General features: G+C 65.2%; 16 protein-coding genes. 7 read left to right on the forward strand and 9 right to left on the reverse strand.

Annotation, left to right across the window (positions count from 1 at the left end; genetic code table 11):
• Window positions 1-96 precede the first annotated feature (96 nt).
• The 6 genes from fabF to IVA79_RS14050 all read right to left on the reverse strand — a co-directional run bounded on the left by fabF (window position 97) and on the right by IVA79_RS14050 (window position 5,643).
• Complete coding sequence (fabF, locus tag IVA79_RS14025) at window positions 97-1,362, reverse strand: beta-ketoacyl-ACP synthase II (RefSeq protein ID WP_247553661.1); 1,266 nt, start codon at window positions 1,360-1,362, stop codon at window positions 97-99.
• A gap of 108 nt (window positions 1,363-1,470) precedes the next feature.
• Window positions 1,471-1,710, reverse strand: coding sequence for an acyl carrier protein (locus IVA79_RS14030; RefSeq protein WP_008130699.1), 240 nt, complete (start codon window positions 1,708-1,710; stop codon window positions 1,471-1,473).
• 314 nt (window positions 1,711-2,024) lie between these two features.
• Window positions 2,025-2,762 carry a 3-oxoacyl-[acyl-carrier-protein] reductase gene (gene fabG, locus IVA79_RS14035; RefSeq protein WP_247553663.1) on the reverse strand — a complete coding sequence of 246 codons (738 nt, stop codon included), beginning with the start codon at window positions 2,760-2,762 and terminating at the stop codon, window positions 2,025-2,027.
• Between the two features lie 12 nt (window positions 2,763-2,774).
• On the reverse strand, window positions 2,775-3,734 hold the full coding sequence (gene fabD, locus IVA79_RS14040; protein ID WP_247553665.1) for an ACP S-malonyltransferase: 960 nt from the start codon (window positions 3,732-3,734) through the stop codon (window positions 2,775-2,777).
• 172 nt (window positions 3,735-3,906) lie between these two features.
• Window positions 3,907-4,932, reverse strand: coding sequence for a fatty acid desaturase family protein (locus IVA79_RS14045; RefSeq protein ID WP_247553667.1), 1,026 nt, complete (start codon window positions 4,930-4,932; stop codon window positions 3,907-3,909).
• A gap of 3 nt (window positions 4,933-4,935) precedes the next feature.
• Window positions 4,936-5,643: a TetR/AcrR family transcriptional regulator C-terminal domain-containing protein gene (locus tag IVA79_RS14050; RefSeq protein WP_247553669.1), complete on the reverse strand. Its 708-nt coding sequence runs from the start codon at window positions 5,641-5,643 to the stop codon at window positions 4,936-4,938.
• Between the two features lie 337 nt (window positions 5,644-5,980).
• On the opposite strand from IVA79_RS14050, the gene rpsF reads away from it, so the two are divergent.
• From rpsF to rplI, 4 genes are all read left to right on the forward strand, one after another.
• On the forward strand, window positions 5,981-6,484 hold the full coding sequence (rpsF, locus tag IVA79_RS14055; protein WP_247553672.1) for a 30S ribosomal protein S6: 504 nt from the start codon (window positions 5,981-5,983) through the stop codon (window positions 6,482-6,484).
• Window positions 6,485-6,489: 5 nt separating this feature from the next.
• A complete protein-coding gene (gene rpsR / locus IVA79_RS14060; RefSeq protein ID WP_007592020.1) occupies window positions 6,490-6,729 on the forward strand; it encodes a 30S ribosomal protein S18 in 240 nt (79 codons plus the stop codon).
• A gap of 131 nt (window positions 6,730-6,860) precedes the next feature.
• Window positions 6,861-7,838, forward strand: coding sequence for a hypothetical protein (locus tag IVA79_RS14065; RefSeq protein WP_247553674.1), 978 nt, complete (start codon window positions 6,861-6,863; stop codon window positions 7,836-7,838).
• A 48-nt stretch (window positions 7,839-7,886) separates the two neighbouring features.
• The gene (gene rplI, locus IVA79_RS14070) at window positions 7,887-8,486 is read left to right on the forward strand and encodes a 50S ribosomal protein L9 (RefSeq protein ID WP_247553676.1); all 600 of its coding nucleotides are present in this window, start codon (window positions 7,887-7,889) and stop codon (window positions 8,484-8,486) included.
• A 37-nt stretch (window positions 8,487-8,523) separates the two neighbouring features.
• Here the strand turns inward: rplI and IVA79_RS14075 are convergent, their stop codons facing one another.
• The 3 genes from IVA79_RS14075 to IVA79_RS14085 all read right to left on the reverse strand — a co-directional run bounded on the left by IVA79_RS14075 (window position 8,524) and on the right by IVA79_RS14085 (window position 10,603).
• Window positions 8,524-8,991 (reverse strand): PaaI family thioesterase, encoded by a 468-nt coding sequence (locus IVA79_RS14075; protein ID WP_247553678.1) that lies wholly within the window; start codon window positions 8,989-8,991, stop codon window positions 8,524-8,526.
• Window positions 8,992-9,008: 17 nt separating this feature from the next.
• Window positions 9,009-9,599, reverse strand: a complete 591-nt coding sequence (locus tag IVA79_RS14080; RefSeq protein WP_247553680.1) for a TetR/AcrR family transcriptional regulator — start codon at window positions 9,597-9,599, stop codon at window positions 9,009-9,011.
• Between the two features lie 107 nt (window positions 9,600-9,706).
• On the reverse strand, window positions 9,707-10,603 hold the full coding sequence (locus IVA79_RS14085; RefSeq protein WP_247553681.1) for a hypothetical protein: 897 nt from the start codon (window positions 10,601-10,603) through the stop codon (window positions 9,707-9,709).
• 279 nt (window positions 10,604-10,882) lie between these two features.
• Here IVA79_RS14085 and IVA79_RS14090 point away from each other — a divergent pair, with 279 nt between their 5' ends.
• The 3 genes from IVA79_RS14090 to alr all read left to right on the forward strand — a co-directional run bounded on the left by IVA79_RS14090 (window position 10,883) and on the right by alr (window position 15,833).
• Complete coding sequence (locus IVA79_RS14090; protein WP_247553682.1) at window positions 10,883-12,133, forward strand: cyclopropane-fatty-acyl-phospholipid synthase family protein; 1,251 nt, start codon at window positions 10,883-10,885, stop codon at window positions 12,131-12,133.
• 867 nt (window positions 12,134-13,000) lie between these two features.
• Complete coding sequence (locus IVA79_RS14095; protein ID WP_247553683.1) at window positions 13,001-14,509, forward strand: replicative DNA helicase; 1,509 nt, start codon at window positions 13,001-13,003, stop codon at window positions 14,507-14,509.
• Between the two features lie 46 nt (window positions 14,510-14,555).
• A complete protein-coding gene (gene alr, locus IVA79_RS14100) occupies window positions 14,556-15,833 on the forward strand; it encodes an alanine racemase (protein ID WP_247553769.1) in 1,278 nt (425 codons plus the stop codon).
• Window positions 15,834-15,984 lie beyond the last annotated feature (151 nt).

A 15,984-nucleotide genomic window follows, 5' to 3' on the forward strand; every position in this document is an offset into this window, starting at 1 on the left:
CGCGACCTGACAATCGCTTGCCCTGCCAAATGCACGCGCCCACTTCTATGACTATCGCCGAATACGGCAAAACGGTGGATTTGTCTCAAACGCAAACTAACTGGCCAAACGCCGGACGATCACCGACGCATTGGTGCCGCCAAAACCAAACGAGTTTGACAAGGCGACATTGACCTCACGCTGCTTCGCCTTGTGCGGCACGAGATCGATCGCCGTCTCCACCGACGGGTTGTCGAGGTTGATCGTCGGCGGCACGACATTATCGCGAATCGCGAGAATGGCGAAGATCGCTTCGATCGCACCGGCGGCGCCGAGGAGATGTCCTGTCGACGACTTGGTCGACGACATCGCAACCTTGGAGGCGGCATTGCCGAGCAGACGCTCGACGGCCCCGAGCTCGATCTCGTCGCCGAGCGGCGTCGAGGTGCCGTGTGCGTTGATGTAGTCGAGATCGGACGCCGTGAGGCCCGCGCGCTTGAGCGCGGCCGACATGCTGCGGAAGCCGCCATCGCCATCGGGCGACGGCGAGGTGATGTGGTAGGCATCGCCCGAAAGGCCGTAGCCGATCACCTCGGCATAGATCTTCGCGCCGCGGCGCCTGGCGTGCTCGAGCTCTTCCAGCACGAGGACGCCGGCGCCCTCGCCCATGACGAAACCGTCGCGGTCCTTGTCGTAGGGACGCGAGGCCTTCTCGGGCGTTTCGTTGAAACCGGTCGAAAGTGCACGCGCGGCGTTGAAGCCGGCAATGCCGATGCGGCTGATCGGCGACTCGGCGCCGCCGGCGACCATCACGTCGGCATCGCCGAGCGCAATCAGACGGGCGGCATCGCCGACGGCGTGTGCGCCGGTCGAGCAGGCTGTGACCACCGAATGGTTCGGTCCCTTCAGCCCGTGTGCGATCGAGACGTAGCCGGAGGCGAGATTGATCAGGCGGCCCGGAATGAAGAACGGCGACACCCGGCGCGGTCCACGCTCCTTCAGCAGGATCGCGGTGTCGGCGATGCCGCTGAGGCCGCCGATGCCGGATCCGATCATGGTTCCGGTTGCACACTTGTCCTCTTCGGACTCGGGGTGCCAGTTGGCGTCGTCGAGCGCCTGGCCGGCGGCGGCCATGCCGAAGATGATGAAGTCGTCGACCTTGCGCTGGTCCTTCGGCTCCATCCACGTGTCGGGATTGAAGGTGTCGTTGGTGCCGTCGCCGCGTACGACGGTGCAGGCGTATTTGGTCTGAAGATCGGAGACATCGAAGCTCTCGATCCGGCGCGCGCCGCTTTCGCCGTTGAGGATGCGTTTCCAGGTCGGTTCGACGCCGCAGCCGAGCGGCGACACCATGCCGAGACCAGTGACGACAACCCGCCTCATATCCGAAAACTCCGCATCGAAAGACTCACGGCCAATAACAAGAAACCGGCTGACCGCTGGTCAGCGGCCCGTCCGGTTTCAATGTTGTCCCCGCGAAAATGAAGAGCCTTAGCTCTTCGCGTTCTTCTCGAGAAACTTCGTGGCATCGCCGACGGTGAGAATCGTTTCCGCGGCGTCGTCCGGAATCTCGCAACCGAATTCCTCTTCGAACGCCATCACCAGTTCGACGGTGTCCAGACTGTCGGCGCCGAGGTCGTCGATGAAGCTCGCAGCGTCGACAACCTTCTCGGGTTCAACACCAAGGTGTTCGACCACGATCTTCTTAACCCGCTCGCCAATGTCACTCATTGCATAACCTCGTGTTGTTCCCTGTAGACCCGACCCCCCGGGACGATACGAGCCGTCGTGGTCGTGTTACTTGCCTTCGCTTACGAACTTTAGATTTGGCCCCATCCTAACCGATACAGGGCCCGGCGAACGACGGCCAAGGCTCCGCATCGCCAATATACAGGGTTTCAAAAACCTGCAATGGCGTTCTTTGCCCATCCGTTGAGCGTCCGGTTATCATACTTCAATTGCCTTGACTACAAGCCTCATTTCGCTCCGGAAACGGCCGTTTGCCGCATCCCGCACTGCCCATGTGGGCAGTGCGAAACGAAGCATCAGATCATGGCCATGCCGCCATTGACATGGATAGTTTGCCCGGTGACGTACGCCGCTTCGTTCGAACTCAGGTAGACGGCGGCCGCTGCGATGTCCTCGGGCGTTCCGAGGCGGTTGGCCGGAACCTTGGTCAGAATCGTTTCGCGCTGCTTGTCGTTCAGCGCATCGGTCATCGGCGTCTTGATGAAGCCGGGCGCGATGCAATTGGCGGTGACGCCGCGCTTGGCGTATTCGGCGCCCAGCGTCTTGATCATGCCGATCAGGCCCGCCTTCGAGGCCGTGTAGTTGCCCTGCCCCGGATTGCCGGTGACGCCGACCACCGAGGTGATGGCGATGATGCGGCCGAAGCGCTTGCGCATCATCAATTTGGTGGCCGCGCGCGCCAGGCGGAAGGTCGCGGTCAGATTGATGTTGATGACCTCCTCCCAATCCTCGTCGCGGAGCTGCACAAAGAGATTGTCGCGGGTGATGCCGGCATTGGCGACGAGAATGTCGACCTGGCCCATCGCGGCTTCCGCAGCCGGCACCAGCGCCTCGACCTCGTCGGACTTGGAGAGATTGCAGGGCAGCACGAAGGTGCGTTCGCCGAGCTTGCCGGCAAGCTCATCCAACACCTCCTTGCGCGTCCCTGATATCGCGACGGTCGCGCCCTGGGCGTGCAGCGCCTGCGCGATCGCCCCGCCGATGCCGCCGGTAGCGCCGGTGACGAGCGCCTTTTTACCTGTCAGATCGAACATCGAAAAACTCCCCTAGGCCTGCTTTGCAGCGGCCAAGGCATCCTTGGCGGCGGCAATGTCGTTGGGACCGCCGACCGCGACGCCGACGGCACCGTCCGCAATGCGCTTGACGAGACCGGTCAGCACCTTGCCGGCGCCGATCTCGAAGAACCGGGTGACGCCCTGCCCCGCCATATAGGCAACCGACTCGCGCCAGCGCACCGTGCCGGTGACCTGCTCGACCAGGCGGCGGCGGATCTCGTCGGGATCGGTGATGGCGCTCGCCAGCACGTTCGAGACCAGCGGCGCGGCCGGCGCCTTGATCGTGACCTTCGCGAGCGCCTCCGCCATGGCATCCGCAGCCGGCTGCATCAGCTTGCAATGGAACGGGGCGGACACCGGCAGCAGCATCGCGCGCTTGGCGCCCTTGGTCTTGGCGATCTCGACGGCGCGATCAACCGCGGCCTTGTCGCCCGAGACGACAACCTGTCCGCCGCCATTGTCGTTGGCGGCCTGGCAGACCTGCCCCTGCGCCGCCTCACCCGCGACCTCCAGGGCGGCCTCGTAGTCGAGACCAAGCAGCGCGGCCATTGCGCCGGCGCCGACCGGGACTGCCTTTTGCATTGCGAGACCGCGGGTGCGAAGCAGACGGGCAGTATCTGAAACCGTCAGGCTGCCGGCCGCAGCCAGCGCCGAATATTCACCGAGCGAGTGGCCGGCGACGAAGGCCGCGTCTCGTCCCACGGAAAAACCGGCTTCAGCCTCGAGCACGCGCAGGGTGGCGACAGACACCGCCATCAGCGCCGGCTGGGCATTTTCGGTGAGCTGGAGGGTTTCAGCCGGACCGTCCCAGATGATGGCCGTGAGCTTCTCGGAGAGCGCGGCATCGACCTCGTCGAACACGGCGCGCGCCACCGGAAAAGCGTCGGCCAGGGCCTTGCCCATGCCAACCGCCTGGGATCCCTGCCCCGGAAATGTGAATGCTGCCGTCATCGGCGCTCCCTGCTTGTCGGCACGATCCCGGCGAGAACCGGCAGCCGATTACGCGCGGCCTTGGGTCATGGTTCCGTGTCACGCTCCAAAGGGGGCCGTAGACACTGTCCGGGGCCGAACTGTCAAGCCGAGATGGGAACTCGGGCTGGCATTCAACTGGGGATACGCCGCGTCAAAACCCGCCCGCGGTCTGATTGGCGTCGACCTCAGCCCCCGCCTGCGCGCGGCGCGCGCTGTTCACCAATTGACCTGGCCGGTCCTCCCGATCGGGCTTCGCCGTCGCCAGCCGCAGCACCGCGGCATAGCCCGGCTGCACCTCCATGCGGCCGCCATGCCGGCTCGCGCTCAGCAGCCGATGCACCTTCGGCAGATTGTAGCAGGGCACATAGAACAGCAGATGATGTTCGAGGTGATAGTTCACGTAGTACGGCGCGATGAACAGGCGCTCGAGAAAATTGGCATGCGTGGTGCGGGTGTTGCGTAAGGGGTCATTGCTATCAGGAACGACGGCGTGCTCGGCGATGTTGCGGATGCGGGTGATGACCATCATCCAGGTCAGCAGTGGCACCAGCCATAACAGCGGATAGGCCCACCACACGCCGGCCGCCGCGCACGCGGCAAACACCACGGCATTGACGACGCATTGCGGACCGAGCTTGTCCCAGACATGCGCCAGGCGCTGGCGCCAGGGCCAGTCCTTCGAGCCGAGCGCGTTGAGCAGCTGCGCCTTGCGTTGCTGGTAGCCGGTCTGTCCGGTGATATCGCGAATGAACTTGCGGCGATAGCTCAGCTTCGTAATCGGAAACGGCGCCGACAGCACGAGATCGGGATCATCCTCCTGCTGCGTGCGCGCATGGTGCTGCAGGTGGTAACGCCGGTAGCTGCGCGTCTCCGCAAACAGCGGAAAGGCACAGAACCACTGGCTCAGCGTCAGATTGGTTTTCTCGTCGGCGGACAGACAGCCATGCGCGCCGTCATGCATCAGGATCGCAAGGCCCAGCTGGCGCGAGCCGATGATCGCGACGGCGAGGACATAGGTGATCGGATTGGGCCACCATGCGACCAAAGCAATCGCGCCAATGATCAGCGTCCAGGCGTGCGCAATCAGCGCAACGCCCTTCCAGGTCACCCGCTGGCGCACGTCAGCCAGTTGATCGTCGGTCAGGAAATCGCGGGCACGCATGCGAAGCGCGGTCATGGCCTAACTCTCCTCATCCGGAGTGGTTGACGTGTCGCGCTCCTCGACGAGACGCAGGCGCGCGGCATCGCCCGCGGATGTCGCCTGCTCGCCGAGCACGCGCAGCATCTCGGCGCAGAGCGCCTCGGGCGAACGGCCCATCGCATAGCCTTCGAGAATGACGCCGATGGCGACGGCCCAGAACCGCCGCGAGCTTTCATCCGGCGCGCGCAGTGAGCGCCAGCCGTGCCGCGCCACCTGGTCGGCGTAAGCACGCGCGCCCTCGCCGTGCAGGCGCTCGATCGTGCGCTCGACGAGCGGTGCAAGATCCTGACGGCGCCGCGTCAATGTCAGCGCTTCGGCGAAGAAGGCGACGGAATCGCTCGCCGTCACGGTCTCTGCCAGCGCCTGCGTGTAGTCCCGCGGCGTGCGCGCCTTCAACGCCGCCTGCTCGGTGGCGCGCGCCAAATACAAGAGGTCGCGGCAGGCGCATTCGACGAACAGCGCCTCCTTGGTGCGGAAATAATAGGTGATCTGGCTCGGGAATGCGTCCGCGGCGGCGGCGATGTCGGTGATCGCCGTGCCCGACAGCCCCCGCTCCCGAAATAGCGGGCTTGCCGCATCCAGCAGCAGCGAGCGCATCTTGCGGCCGGCCGAGCGCGTGGCGCGCGCGGCGTGCTTGGGGTCGTCTGCCGACGCCTCAAACGGAGCCTGGACCGATTCACCCGTCATCAGCACCTCCCTGATCACTTATTTGTATGACATACAAACAAACAGGTCAAGCTGGTACAGGAGGATGGATTCGGCCGCCCATACCGGCACCATCTCGCCGAACGAACCGCTCCAACCTTGCCAAGTCAGCCAAAATCCGTATAAGGCGCGCATCCGCAGACCCCGGCCGGGAGCTGAACGGACGGTCTCAGCAAATCATTCGTGATTTTGGTGTGGCAGGGCCAGTCGGCCCGTCGTCCCGTGTTTCCGCCTTCTGAGCTTAATCCCAGAGTCCTTTCCGAAGGCCTCTTAAGGGCTTGACGCCGGGCGATGCGCCAACATTGAGGAAAGGACCACCATGGCTCTTTATGAGCATGTATTTCTCGCGCGTCAGGACGCGAGCGCGCAGCAAGTCGAAGAGCTGACTGCGCAGATGACCGGCATCGTCGAGGGTCTCGGCGGCAAGGTCACCAAGACCGAGAATTGGGGCGTGCGCTCCCTCACCTACCGCATGAACAAGAACCGCAAGGCGCACTTCGTGCTGCTCAACATCGACGCGCCCTCCGCGGCGATCGCCGAGATCGAGCGCCAGGAGCGTATCAGCGAAGACGTGATCCGCTATCTCAGCGTCCGCGTCGAGGAGCTCGAGGAAGGCCCGTCCGCGATGATGCGCAAGGCCGACCGTGATCGCGAGCGTGACGATCGTGGCGGCGGCTTCCGCGGCGAGCGTGAAGGCGGCTTCCGTGGCGACCGCGAGGGCGGTTTCCGTGGTGGCGATCGTGACGGTGGTGGCTTCCGCGGCGACCGCGGCCCGCGCCGCCCGCGCGAAGAAGCTGAAACCACCACGACGGATGGGGAGTAAGAACAATGGCTGAAGCTGGTGCACGCCGCCCGTTTTTCCGTCGTCGCAAGAGCTGCCCGTTCACGGGCGCCAATGCTCCCAAGATCGACTACAAGGACTCCAAGCTCTTGATGCGTTACGTCTCCGAGCGCGGCAAGATCGTGCCGAGCCGCATCACCGCGGTGTCCGCGAAGAAGCAGCGTGAGCTCGCCCGCGCCATCAAGCGTGCGCGGTTCCTGGGCCTCTTGCCCTACGTCATTCGCTAAGACGATCAATTCGGCCGGCGGCCTCGAGCCGCCGGTCGCAACTTTTTCGAACTCATAAGGCTTCCGGGTCGTCCGGTCGCCGATGGTTGGGGCGAGATGCCTCTAACCGCTCGAAGGGAGCGGGACAGCTGATGATGCCATTTGTGCTGATAGCCCTGATCGCCGGCGCCGCGTCGGCCCTGATGTTCGCCTCGATCATTTCGGGCGCGCTGATCTCGCTCGTCCTGTTCTATCTCGCCCCGCTGCCGCTGATGGTCGCCGCGATCGGCTGGGGACCGCTCTGCGCGAGCCTCGGCGGCATCGCTGCTGCGATCGGCCTCGGTGCCCTGTTCGGCCTGCCCTACTGCATCGCGTTTGCCGTCACCGTCGCACTGCCGGCATGGTGGCTCGGCCATCTCGTCCTGCTCAGCCGGCCGGCGGATCATGTCGCGCCGGACGCCGCCACCGAGCCGCCTGCCGAGCAGGTGCTCGAGTGGTATCCGGTCGGCCGCATCCTGCTGTGGCTCGCGGGCTTTGCCACGCTCACCACGATCGCCGCCCTGCTCACGCTCGGGACCGACGCCGAGACCATCCTCGGCACGCTGCGGCGCGGCCTGATGCGCCTGCTCCGGGCCACCGACCCGCAAAGCTCCGGCGAAGCCGGTCAGCTCGTCGACGCGCTGGTGCGGATCGCACCGGCCGGGGCCACCATCATCGCGATGATGACGCTGACCCTCAACCTCTGGCTCAGCGCCAAGGTCACGGCAACGTCGGGCCGGCTGCGGCGCCCGTGGCCGGACATGAGGACGGCGGAGCTACCGCCGATGACGCTGGTGGCACTCTGCATCGCGCTCGCTTTCTGCTTCACCAGCGGGCTGCTTGCGATCGTCGCTCAGATCACCGCGGCGGCGCTGATGATGGGCTATGCGCTGACCGGCTTTGCCGTGCTGCATACGCTCACGCTGGCGCTGAAGAACCGCCCGCTCTGGCTCGGTTCGACCTACGCCGTCGTGGTCGTGTTCGGATGGCCCGTGATCGCAATGGTCATCCTTGGCCTTGCGGATGCCGTGTTCGGCTTCCGCGAGCGCTTCCTGCGCAGCCGGCAGCCGCCGCCACTGCCGACGCCTTAAGTGCAACCCCGAAAACTGAAACTCAGATCACTTCAAAGGAGAACGAATATGGAAGTCATTTTGCTGGAACGCGTCAACAAGCTCGGCCAGATGGGCGAAGTCGTGAAGGTTCGCGACGGTTACGCCCGCAATTTCCTGCTCAAGCGCGGCAAGGCGCTGCGGGCCACCGCCGACAACCGCGCCAAGTATGACGGCATGAAGGCCGAGCTCGAAGCTCGCAACCTCCAGGCCAAGGGCGAAGCGTCCAAGGTCGCCGAGAAGATCAAGGACAAGAACATCATCGTGATCCGCCAGGCCTCCGAAGCCGGCCAGCTGTTCGGCTCGGTCACCGTGCGCGACATCGTCATGGCGTTCGAGGCCGACGGCGTCCACCTCGACCGTCCGCAGGTGCAGCTCGACGCGCCGATCAAGACCATCGGCAAGCACACGGTCATCGTTGCCGTTCACCCCGAGGTCGAGGTCGAGATCACGGTCACGGTCGCGCGCAGCCAGGACGAGGCCGAGCGCATCAACCGCGGCGAGGACATCTCGACCCGCAACGAAGACCGCGATGCGGCCGCCGAGGCGATCGCCGCCGCCGGCGAGTTCTTCGATCCGGAAGCCCAGCACGACGAGGTCGAGCCGGCGCCGGCCGCGGAGGAGAAGTAAGTCTCGCATTCGCGCGAGACCGCGAAGCCCGGCTGCCTCAGGCGGCCGGGCTTTTCGCTTTGGAGGCGACGTCCTCGCTCAACATCGCGATCGAGGCCAGCGCCGTTGCCGTGTGCTTCTCGACACCGTCGCTGACGCAGAACACGTCGGCCGCAACCACCGAGACCTGGCGACCCGGCTTGATCACCCGGGCACGGCAGATCAGCTTCTCGCCGACCGCGGGCGACAACAGGTTGAGCTTGTATTCCGCCGTCAGCGCCGGCTGGCCGCGCGAGGTGGCGGCTGCGATCGTCGTGGCGTTGTCGACCAGGAAGGCGGTGACGCCGCCGTGGAAGAAGCCGTGCTGCTGCAGCAGCTCCGGCCGGCGATCCACGGCGATCGTGCAGGTGCCGCGCGACAAGTCGGACAGCTCGGCGCCGACCAGGTTCATGAAGCCCTGCCGGCCGACATTGGCATGGATGTGCTCGGCAAGGGCTGCGAATTCGGGATCCGGTTCAGCGCGCATGCACTCTCTCCTCATGGCTAGTTGATGCGATCGGGTGGCCGTAGCGCACGGGTGGCGCAGGCGATCAGCGTGTCGGCCTCGCTGCGCGGATCGGTGCGGTCGCGTCCCGACAGGAAGGCGCGGCAGAAGATCTGAGCCGGACCGATCAGCTGGCTGACGAACATCACCGGCTTCATCGGCAAGAGCTCGCCGCTTGCAACCAGTGGCGCACGCCAGCGCTCGATACCTTCGGCAAGGCGCGCATTCTGCGCGCGCTGCGCATCGCGCACATCCTCGCCCCACTCGCTCCGGGAAATCTCGAAGAGGTACCGCGCCTCGCGCCGGCTGGTCACGACCCAGTCGAGATGCGCCCGGATCAAGCGATCGATGCCCTGCTCCGCATCGGGCACGGGATCGAGCGCCGCCAGCACCGCGGCGTGATAGTGCCTGAGCACCTCCAGGAACAGAGCGCCCGCGAGCTCCTTCTTCGACCCGAACACGTGAAAGAAGCTGCCGTTGGAGGCACGCGCTTTGGTGCGGATCGCAGCCACCGTCGCGGCTTCGAAGCCGACGCGGTCGAACACGACGAGCCCGGCCGCCAATAAATCGTCACGCACGCTCGCCGCCATCGAGGCCTCCTAGAGTATTACTCTAGAGTGATACTCTAGCTGCGGTCAAGACGATACGGAAGCCGCGCTGGACGCGGCCTCCGTAGGTTGAGCGGACAATAGGGTGATCAGCGCGAGATCGGTGGCGCCGGAGGCCCGGACGACTGGGCTGGCGGCGCCTGTTCCTGCGGCTTGGGCGCCGGGCCCGGTTCCGAGCTGGCCGCAGGCTTGGGAGCCGCCTCTTCCACCGGCTTCGGCGCGGCCGGCTCGGCGGCAGCTGGAGCTGCCGGCGTCACCTGCGGGACCGGATCGGGCCGTAGTGCCGGTGTCTCGCTGCTGCGCGGCTCGACCTTGGCGCTGCTGTCCGGTTTGGGCTCGGCAGGCTTCTCGGAGGCCTTGCCGCTGTCAGGATCGGCCTTCGGGCTCTCGGGCCTGGCCGTCTCGGCCTTCGGTTCGCTCTTCTTGTCTTCGTTCGCCGGCGCTGCGGCATCGACCTTCGGGGCTTCCTCCGTCCCGGGCTTGGCGCGGCGCTTGCCCTTGCGTCCCTCGGGTGCAGCCTGCCCCTCAGGCCTCGCGCCCTCCTCGGCCGGCCGTGCGGCGCGCTTCTGACGCGCCCCTTCCGCAGCGGGAGCAGCAGCCTCGCCCTCGGGCTTGGCTTCACGCGGGCGGCGGCCCTGATGCTCAGGGTTGGTGTTCGCTTCCTTCTCCTTGGCGCCGTCCTTCTTGCCGTCCTTGGCCTGGTAGCGGGTGTCGGTGGCGCCGTTGGAGACGAGATAGGAGGCGAGGATGCCCGCCATGTCCGAGCTCGTGGTGTAGTGCTGGCGCAGGAAGCCCGGCAGCGAACCCGGCGCGACGGACTTCAGAAGTCCGCGCGGGCTCTTGTGACAGGCGTTGCAGGTCTGCGCGAAAAGCTGAGACGGGGTCTTGCCGGCCTCGAGGTTGGTCGCCTGCGCAAAAACGGTATCGGCCGCGCCGAAGCCGATCAGAAGCAATACCGTCGCGAGGCTGAGCGCTCGGCTCGACATTTCCCATCATCTCCATTGAATTCCGAGGGGTGCAGCCGGCCTCCGGCGCGGCGGCGGGTCACCTTTTATCCGATTGAGCCGCGAATGGAAGCAGCCTCCACGCGCAAGGATGTGATTAAGCGTTTTTCGAATATCGGCTGTGAACACAACGCAATGGCGGGATCGGATCCCGCTCCCTAGATTTACATGCAAACGCATAGGAACCGCTGCGGCGCCTGGGCGTCAGATGTGAAGGCCGGGTTAGTCGCATCTTTCGGGTTCGCTCGAGAGGACATGTCGATGGACCGTTTGTTGCGTAGATTCCTGTCTCAATTCATCCGGCGCGGGTCGATGACGGTGACCAGCGCGAGCGGGGCGAAATTTACCGTCGGCGACGGCTCCGGCGTCCCGGTCGCGGTGCGCTTCGTGACCGCGGACGCCGAGCGGAAGATCCTCGTCAATCCCGAGCTCGGGCTTGGCGAGGCCTATATGGACGGCGAGTTCGTGGTCGAACGCGGCACCATAGCCGATGCCCTCGCGATCCTGCTCGATCAATCCGACCTGTTGCCGCAGTGGGCAAAACCCTGGTGGCATCTGCGCTACCTGAAGCGGCACCTGCAGCAGTTCAATCCGCGCTCGCGCTCCCGCCACAACGTCGCACATCACTACGATCTCGACGCCCGGCTCTATTCGCTCTTCCTGGACGCCGACAAGCAGTACAGCTGCGCCTATTTCGAGACGCAGGACGCGACGCTCGACGATGCGCAGCTTGCCAAGAAGCGGCACATCGCCGCCAAGCTGCTCATTGGAAACGGCCAGCGCGTGCTCGACATCGGCTCGGGCTGGGGCGGGCTCGGGCTCTATCTCGCCGAGATCGCCGGCGCCGACGTCACCGGCATCACGCTCTCGACCGAGCAGTTGCAGATCGCCAATACGCGCGCCGCCGAAAAAGGCCTGACCGGCGCGGCCAGATTCCTGTTCCAGGACTATCGCGACATCGAAGGCCCGTTCGACCGTATCGTCTCGGTCGGCATGTTCGAGCATGTCGGCGCCCGCTTCTATGACACCTACTTCCAGCGCTGCGCCGAGCTGCTGAGCAAGGACGGCGTCATGCTACTGCATTCGATCGGCCGTTCGCAGGGCCCTGACTCGACCAATCCCTGGATCGCCAAATACATCTTCCCCGGCGGCTACATCCCCGCTCTGTCGGAGGTGCTGCCGGCGATCGAGCGCGCGGGCCTCTTGGTCTGCGACATCGAGATCCTGCGCCTGCACTATGCCGAGACGCTGAAGGCCTGGCGGGAGCGCTTCATGGCGCGGCGCGAGGAGGCCGTGCAGCTCTATGACGAGCGCTTCGCCTTGATGTGGGAATTTTATCTCGCGGCCTGCGAGATGACATTCCGCAAGCAGGACATGATGAACTTCCAGATCCAGCTCACCCGTCGCCAGGGCGTGGTGCCGTTGACCCGCGACTACATGCCGCGTGAAGAAGCCCGGCTGCGGGCTCGCGAGGGCACGACCCGGCCGAGGCTGAAATTGGCTGGTGAATAGACCCTAATTAAAGCGCGATCCGATCGGGATGAATCGCCATCGCGCTTTAGATTGTTGTTTGAGCATGATCTTTCCGGAAAACCGCAGTTTTCCGGATCATGCTTTAGTGACGCAGGGTCGACATCTGGGAGGACCGGACAAGCGCCGTTAACGCCAATTGCGCCCGCAGTTCGACCAGGATTTCGGGGGCGACAGGCTGGCGACGCACGTCGGGCCGCTCGGCGTGCTCCATGGCCGCAATCAACCCCGACAGCCAAAGCCGGCTACCTGCCTCGCTTCGCCAAATCTGGTGCTGCCGTTCTGGCCGCATCGCTTGCCTCGTTTCCCTGTTGGCGGACCGCGGGAGACAATTCCCTGCCCGTCCACCTGTTCCGGTCATACCCCCGAAAGAATCCGGGAAGATGTGATCCACTTCACATAAGTCTGGTCGGCCCTGGCCTAGACCGTCGCCATGAGCAAAGAGACCCAAACCTCATTCGACGTGCAGGACGACCTCCGCACCGATTACGCCCTGATCGTCACCGGCGTCGGGGCAGCTCTGGTCGCGCTGGTCTACCTCCTGCTGGTCTGAATCCGAGCCGAAAGCTCCCAGGGTTGCGTCAATTCGCGCGCCCTCTCCGGTACGTCTGCGCGCCAATCCCATTAGGTTCATGGCTTCAGGATTTTTCCATGGCGCGGTCGGGGCCGCTTCCAGGCCGGCCCGGTTCCGCGAAAATCCGTCAAGCGCGCTGCGTGGTGCGACTGCCAATCATCCACCATTTTAACTGAGCGGTTGATAGCGGTCAGCTTTCGCTTCCGCTTTGCACCGAGGCGGCGCTTTATCCCGGCCCCGCATCCGCCCAAGAAAATTGCTAAGCACGTCCGACCATGGCCCTGACTGATTCGAACGTTCTCAAACTTGCGCCCGACGCCGGAACCCCCGCCTATCGGAGCGCGCCGCACAATATCGAGGCGGAACAGAGCCTGCTGGGCGCGATCCTGGTCAATAACGACGCCTTCTACCGCGTCTCCGACTTCCTGGAGGCGAAGCATTTCTTCGAGCCGCTGCACCAGACCATCTTCGAGACCGCCGGCAGCCTGATCCGGATGGGCAAGATCGCGACGCCCGTCACGCTGAAGACGTTCCTGCCCGCCGATACCGATATCGGCGGCATGACCATCGGGCAGTATCTTGCGCGGCTCGCCGCCGAAGCGACCACCATCATCAACGCCCAGGACTACGGCCGCACCGTCTACGACCTGTCGCTGCGGCGCGATCTGATCGGCATCGGCGAGGACATGGTCAATGTCGCCTATGACGCGCCGGTTGACTTCCAGCCGCGGGCACAGATCGAGGACGCCGAGCGCAAGCTTTACGAGCTCGCCGAATCCGGCCGCTATGACGGCGGCTTCCAGAAATTCTCGCAGGCACTGGCGGTCGCGGTCGATCTCGCTGCCAAGGCGTTCCAGCGCGACGGCAAGCTGTCGGGCATCTCGACGGGCATGCGCGACCTCGACACCAAGATGGGCGGCCTGCAGCACTCCGACCTCATCATCGTCGCGGGCCGTCCCGGCATGGGCAAGACCTCGCTTGCGACCAACATCGCCTACAACGTTGCGCAAGCCTATGTGCCGGAACTCCAGGCCGACGGTACCACGAAGGCCGCCAATGGCGGCGTGATCGGCTTCTTCTCCTGCGAAATGTCGGCCGACCAGCTCGCCACGCGTATCGTGGCCGAGCGCACCGGTGTTCCCTCCTCCCACATCCGCCGCGGCGGCATCTCGGAAGCCGATTTCGAGAAGATCCGGGAGGTCTCGATCGAGCTGCAGTCGCTGCCGTTCTATGTCGACGCCACCGGCGGCCTGTCGATCGCGCAGTTGATGGCGCGGGCGCGCCGGCTGAAGCGCCAGAAGGGCCTCGACCTGCTCGTGATCGACTACATCCAGCTGCTCTCGGGCTCGGGCAAGCGGAGCGATAATCGCGTGCAGGAAATCACTGAGATCACGACCAGCCTGAAGGCGCTGGCCAAGGAGCTCAACGTTCCCGTCATCGCGCTGTCGCAGCTCTCGCGTCAGGTCGAATCGCGTGACGACAAACGGCCGCAGCTATCGGACCTGCGTGAATCCGGATCAATCGAGCAGGACGCCGACGTCGTGCTGTTCGTTTACCGCGAGGAATATTACCTCGCGATGAAGGAGCCCCGCCCAGGCACGCCTGAACACGAGAAGTGGCAGCTTGACATGAGTCTTGCGCACGGAAAAGCCGAGGTCATCATCGGCAAGCAGCGCCACGGCCCGACCGGCACGGTCGATTTGGCGTTCGAAGCCTCGGTCACGCGGTTCGGCGACCTTGCGCCTGATAGTCAGCTGCCGGCTCGCAGCGGCAACGACTACTGAGTTCCTTGAACAGTATCTGTCTCTTGCGTAAAACGGCGCCATGACAATGGCGTCCGACCCGAAAATGAACCCGCAATCCGGCCTACTCTCCGCGGAGGCCAATCAGGCTGCCGCGCTCGCAGCCTATGGCGGCGTCTTGACCGTCGATCTCGACGCCATCATTGCCAATTGGCGCAAGCTCGAGAAGACGGCGGTGCCGGCCGAATGCGCGGCAGTGATCAAGGCCGACGCCTATGGCTGCGGCGCCGCCGAGGTCGCGCGTGCGCTGAGCAAGGCCGGCTGCAAGACTTTTTTCGTCGCCACCATCGAGGAGGCGCGCAAGGTGCGCGCAGCCGTCCCGGAGCCCACGATCTACGTGCTCGGCGGCTATTTCCAGAACACCGGCGAGCACTACGCCAAGATCAATTGCCGGCCGGTGATCGGCGATCTCAACGAGCTCGCCGAGTGGGACGTGTTCTGCCGCCGCACCGGCTGGACCGGGGGCGCGGCGGTTCACATCGACACCGGCATGAACCGGCTCGGCCTCACGCTCTCCGAAGCGCAGGCCATCATCCCCCGCATCAACGCCGGCGATCACGGCATCACACTGGTGATGAGCCATCTGGTCGCGGCCGAGCAGCTCAACAGCCCGGTGAACGCCAAGCAGCTGGCTTCCTTCCGCGCTATCGCCAGCGAATTCTCCGGCGTGCCGGCGGCGCTCGCCAATTCCTCCGGCATCTTCCTCGGCGCGCCGTTCCAGTTCGACCTGGTGCGGCCGGGGGCTGCGCTCTACGGCGTCAACCCGACGCCGGAGGCCGACAATCCGATGCAGCCGGTGGTCGACCTCAAGGCACGCATCGTGCAGACCCGCACCATCGAGCGCGGCGAGAGCGTCGGCTATGGCGGCACCTGGACCGCGCGGCGGCCGACGAAACTCGCGATCATCGCAGTCGGTTATGCCGACGGCTATTTCCGCGCCGCCAGCTCCAATGACGGCACCCGCGGCGCCGAGGTCATCGTCGCCGGCAAGCGCTGCCCCGTCGCAGGCCGCATCTCGATGGATCTCATCGCGATCGACATCACCGACCTGCCGCCGAATGCGGCGCGGCGCGGCCATATGGTGACGCTGCTCGGCGAGGGCATCACCGTCGACGAGCTCGCGCATCATTTCGGCACCATCGGCTATGAGGTGCTGACCAGCCTCGGCCACCGCTATGCGCGCGTCTACAAGGGCGGCAATGTGGAGGAGCCGCTGGCAAAGCCGGAGCCCGCGCAAGCGGCCGGGCAGCCGCCCTCACCGCCGCCGATCGAACAGCCAGCGGCCCCGCCGCCGCTGCCGGGCTAGCCGCCAGGGGGGATGCGTGTGCCCCGGACGCTGCGCAATGCGCCGCGCTTCGCGGCGTAGTGCGCTGCAGAGCCGGGGCCCATCTTTCCAGATTGAACCGCTGGGTCCCGGCTCTGCGCCGCATCGCTTCGCGTTGCGGCTTGTCCGGGAC

Origin of the sequence: Bradyrhizobium sp. 138 (assembly GCF_023074075.1) — a bacterium.
Taxonomy (GTDB): domain Bacteria; phylum Pseudomonadota; class Alphaproteobacteria; order Rhizobiales; family Xanthobacteraceae; genus Bradyrhizobium.

Bases quoted from the DNA above. Each gene is read 5' to 3' on its own strand.
- fabF (WP_247553661.1), bottom strand. From the start codon at position 1,362: ATGAGGCGGGTTGTCGTCACTGGTCTCGGCATGGTGTCGCCGCTCGGC.
- IVA79_RS14030 (WP_008130699.1), bottom strand. From the start codon at position 1,710: ATGAGTGACATTGGCGAGCGGGTTAAGAAGATCGTGGTCGAACACCTT.
- fabG (WP_247553663.1), bottom strand. From the start codon at position 2,762: ATGTTCGATCTGACAGGTAAAAAGGCGCTCGTCACCGGCGCTACCGGC.
- fabD (WP_247553665.1), bottom strand. From the start codon at position 3,734: ATGACGGCAGCATTCACATTTCCGGGGCAGGGATCCCAGGCGGTTGGC.
- IVA79_RS14045 (WP_247553667.1), bottom strand. From the start codon at position 4,932: ATGACCGCGCTTCGCATGCGTGCCCGCGATTTCCTGACCGACGATCAA.
- IVA79_RS14050 (WP_247553669.1), bottom strand. From the start codon at position 5,643: ATGACGGGTGAATCGGTCCAGGCTCCGTTTGAGGCGTCGGCAGACGAC.
- rpsF (WP_247553672.1), top strand. From the start codon at position 5,981: ATGGCTCTTTATGAGCATGTATTTCTCGCGCGTCAGGACGCGAGCGCG.
- rpsR (WP_007592020.1), top strand. From the start codon at position 6,490: ATGGCTGAAGCTGGTGCACGCCGCCCGTTTTTCCGTCGTCGCAAGAGC.
- IVA79_RS14065 (WP_247553674.1), top strand. From the start codon at position 6,861: ATGATGCCATTTGTGCTGATAGCCCTGATCGCCGGCGCCGCGTCGGCC.
- rplI (WP_247553676.1), top strand. From the start codon at position 7,887: ATGGAAGTCATTTTGCTGGAACGCGTCAACAAGCTCGGCCAGATGGGC.
- IVA79_RS14075 (WP_247553678.1), bottom strand. From the start codon at position 8,991: ATGCGCGCTGAACCGGATCCCGAATTCGCAGCCCTTGCCGAGCACATC.
- IVA79_RS14080 (WP_247553680.1), bottom strand. From the start codon at position 9,599: ATGGCGGCGAGCGTGCGTGACGATTTATTGGCGGCCGGGCTCGTCGTG.
- IVA79_RS14085 (WP_247553681.1), bottom strand. From the start codon at position 10,603: ATGTCGAGCCGAGCGCTCAGCCTCGCGACGGTATTGCTTCTGATCGGC.
- IVA79_RS14090 (WP_247553682.1), top strand. From the start codon at position 10,883: ATGGACCGTTTGTTGCGTAGATTCCTGTCTCAATTCATCCGGCGCGGG.
- IVA79_RS14095 (WP_247553683.1), top strand. From the start codon at position 13,001: ATGGCCCTGACTGATTCGAACGTTCTCAAACTTGCGCCCGACGCCGGA.
- alr (WP_247553769.1), top strand. From the start codon at position 14,556: ATGGCGTCCGACCCGAAAATGAACCCGCAATCCGGCCTACTCTCCGCG.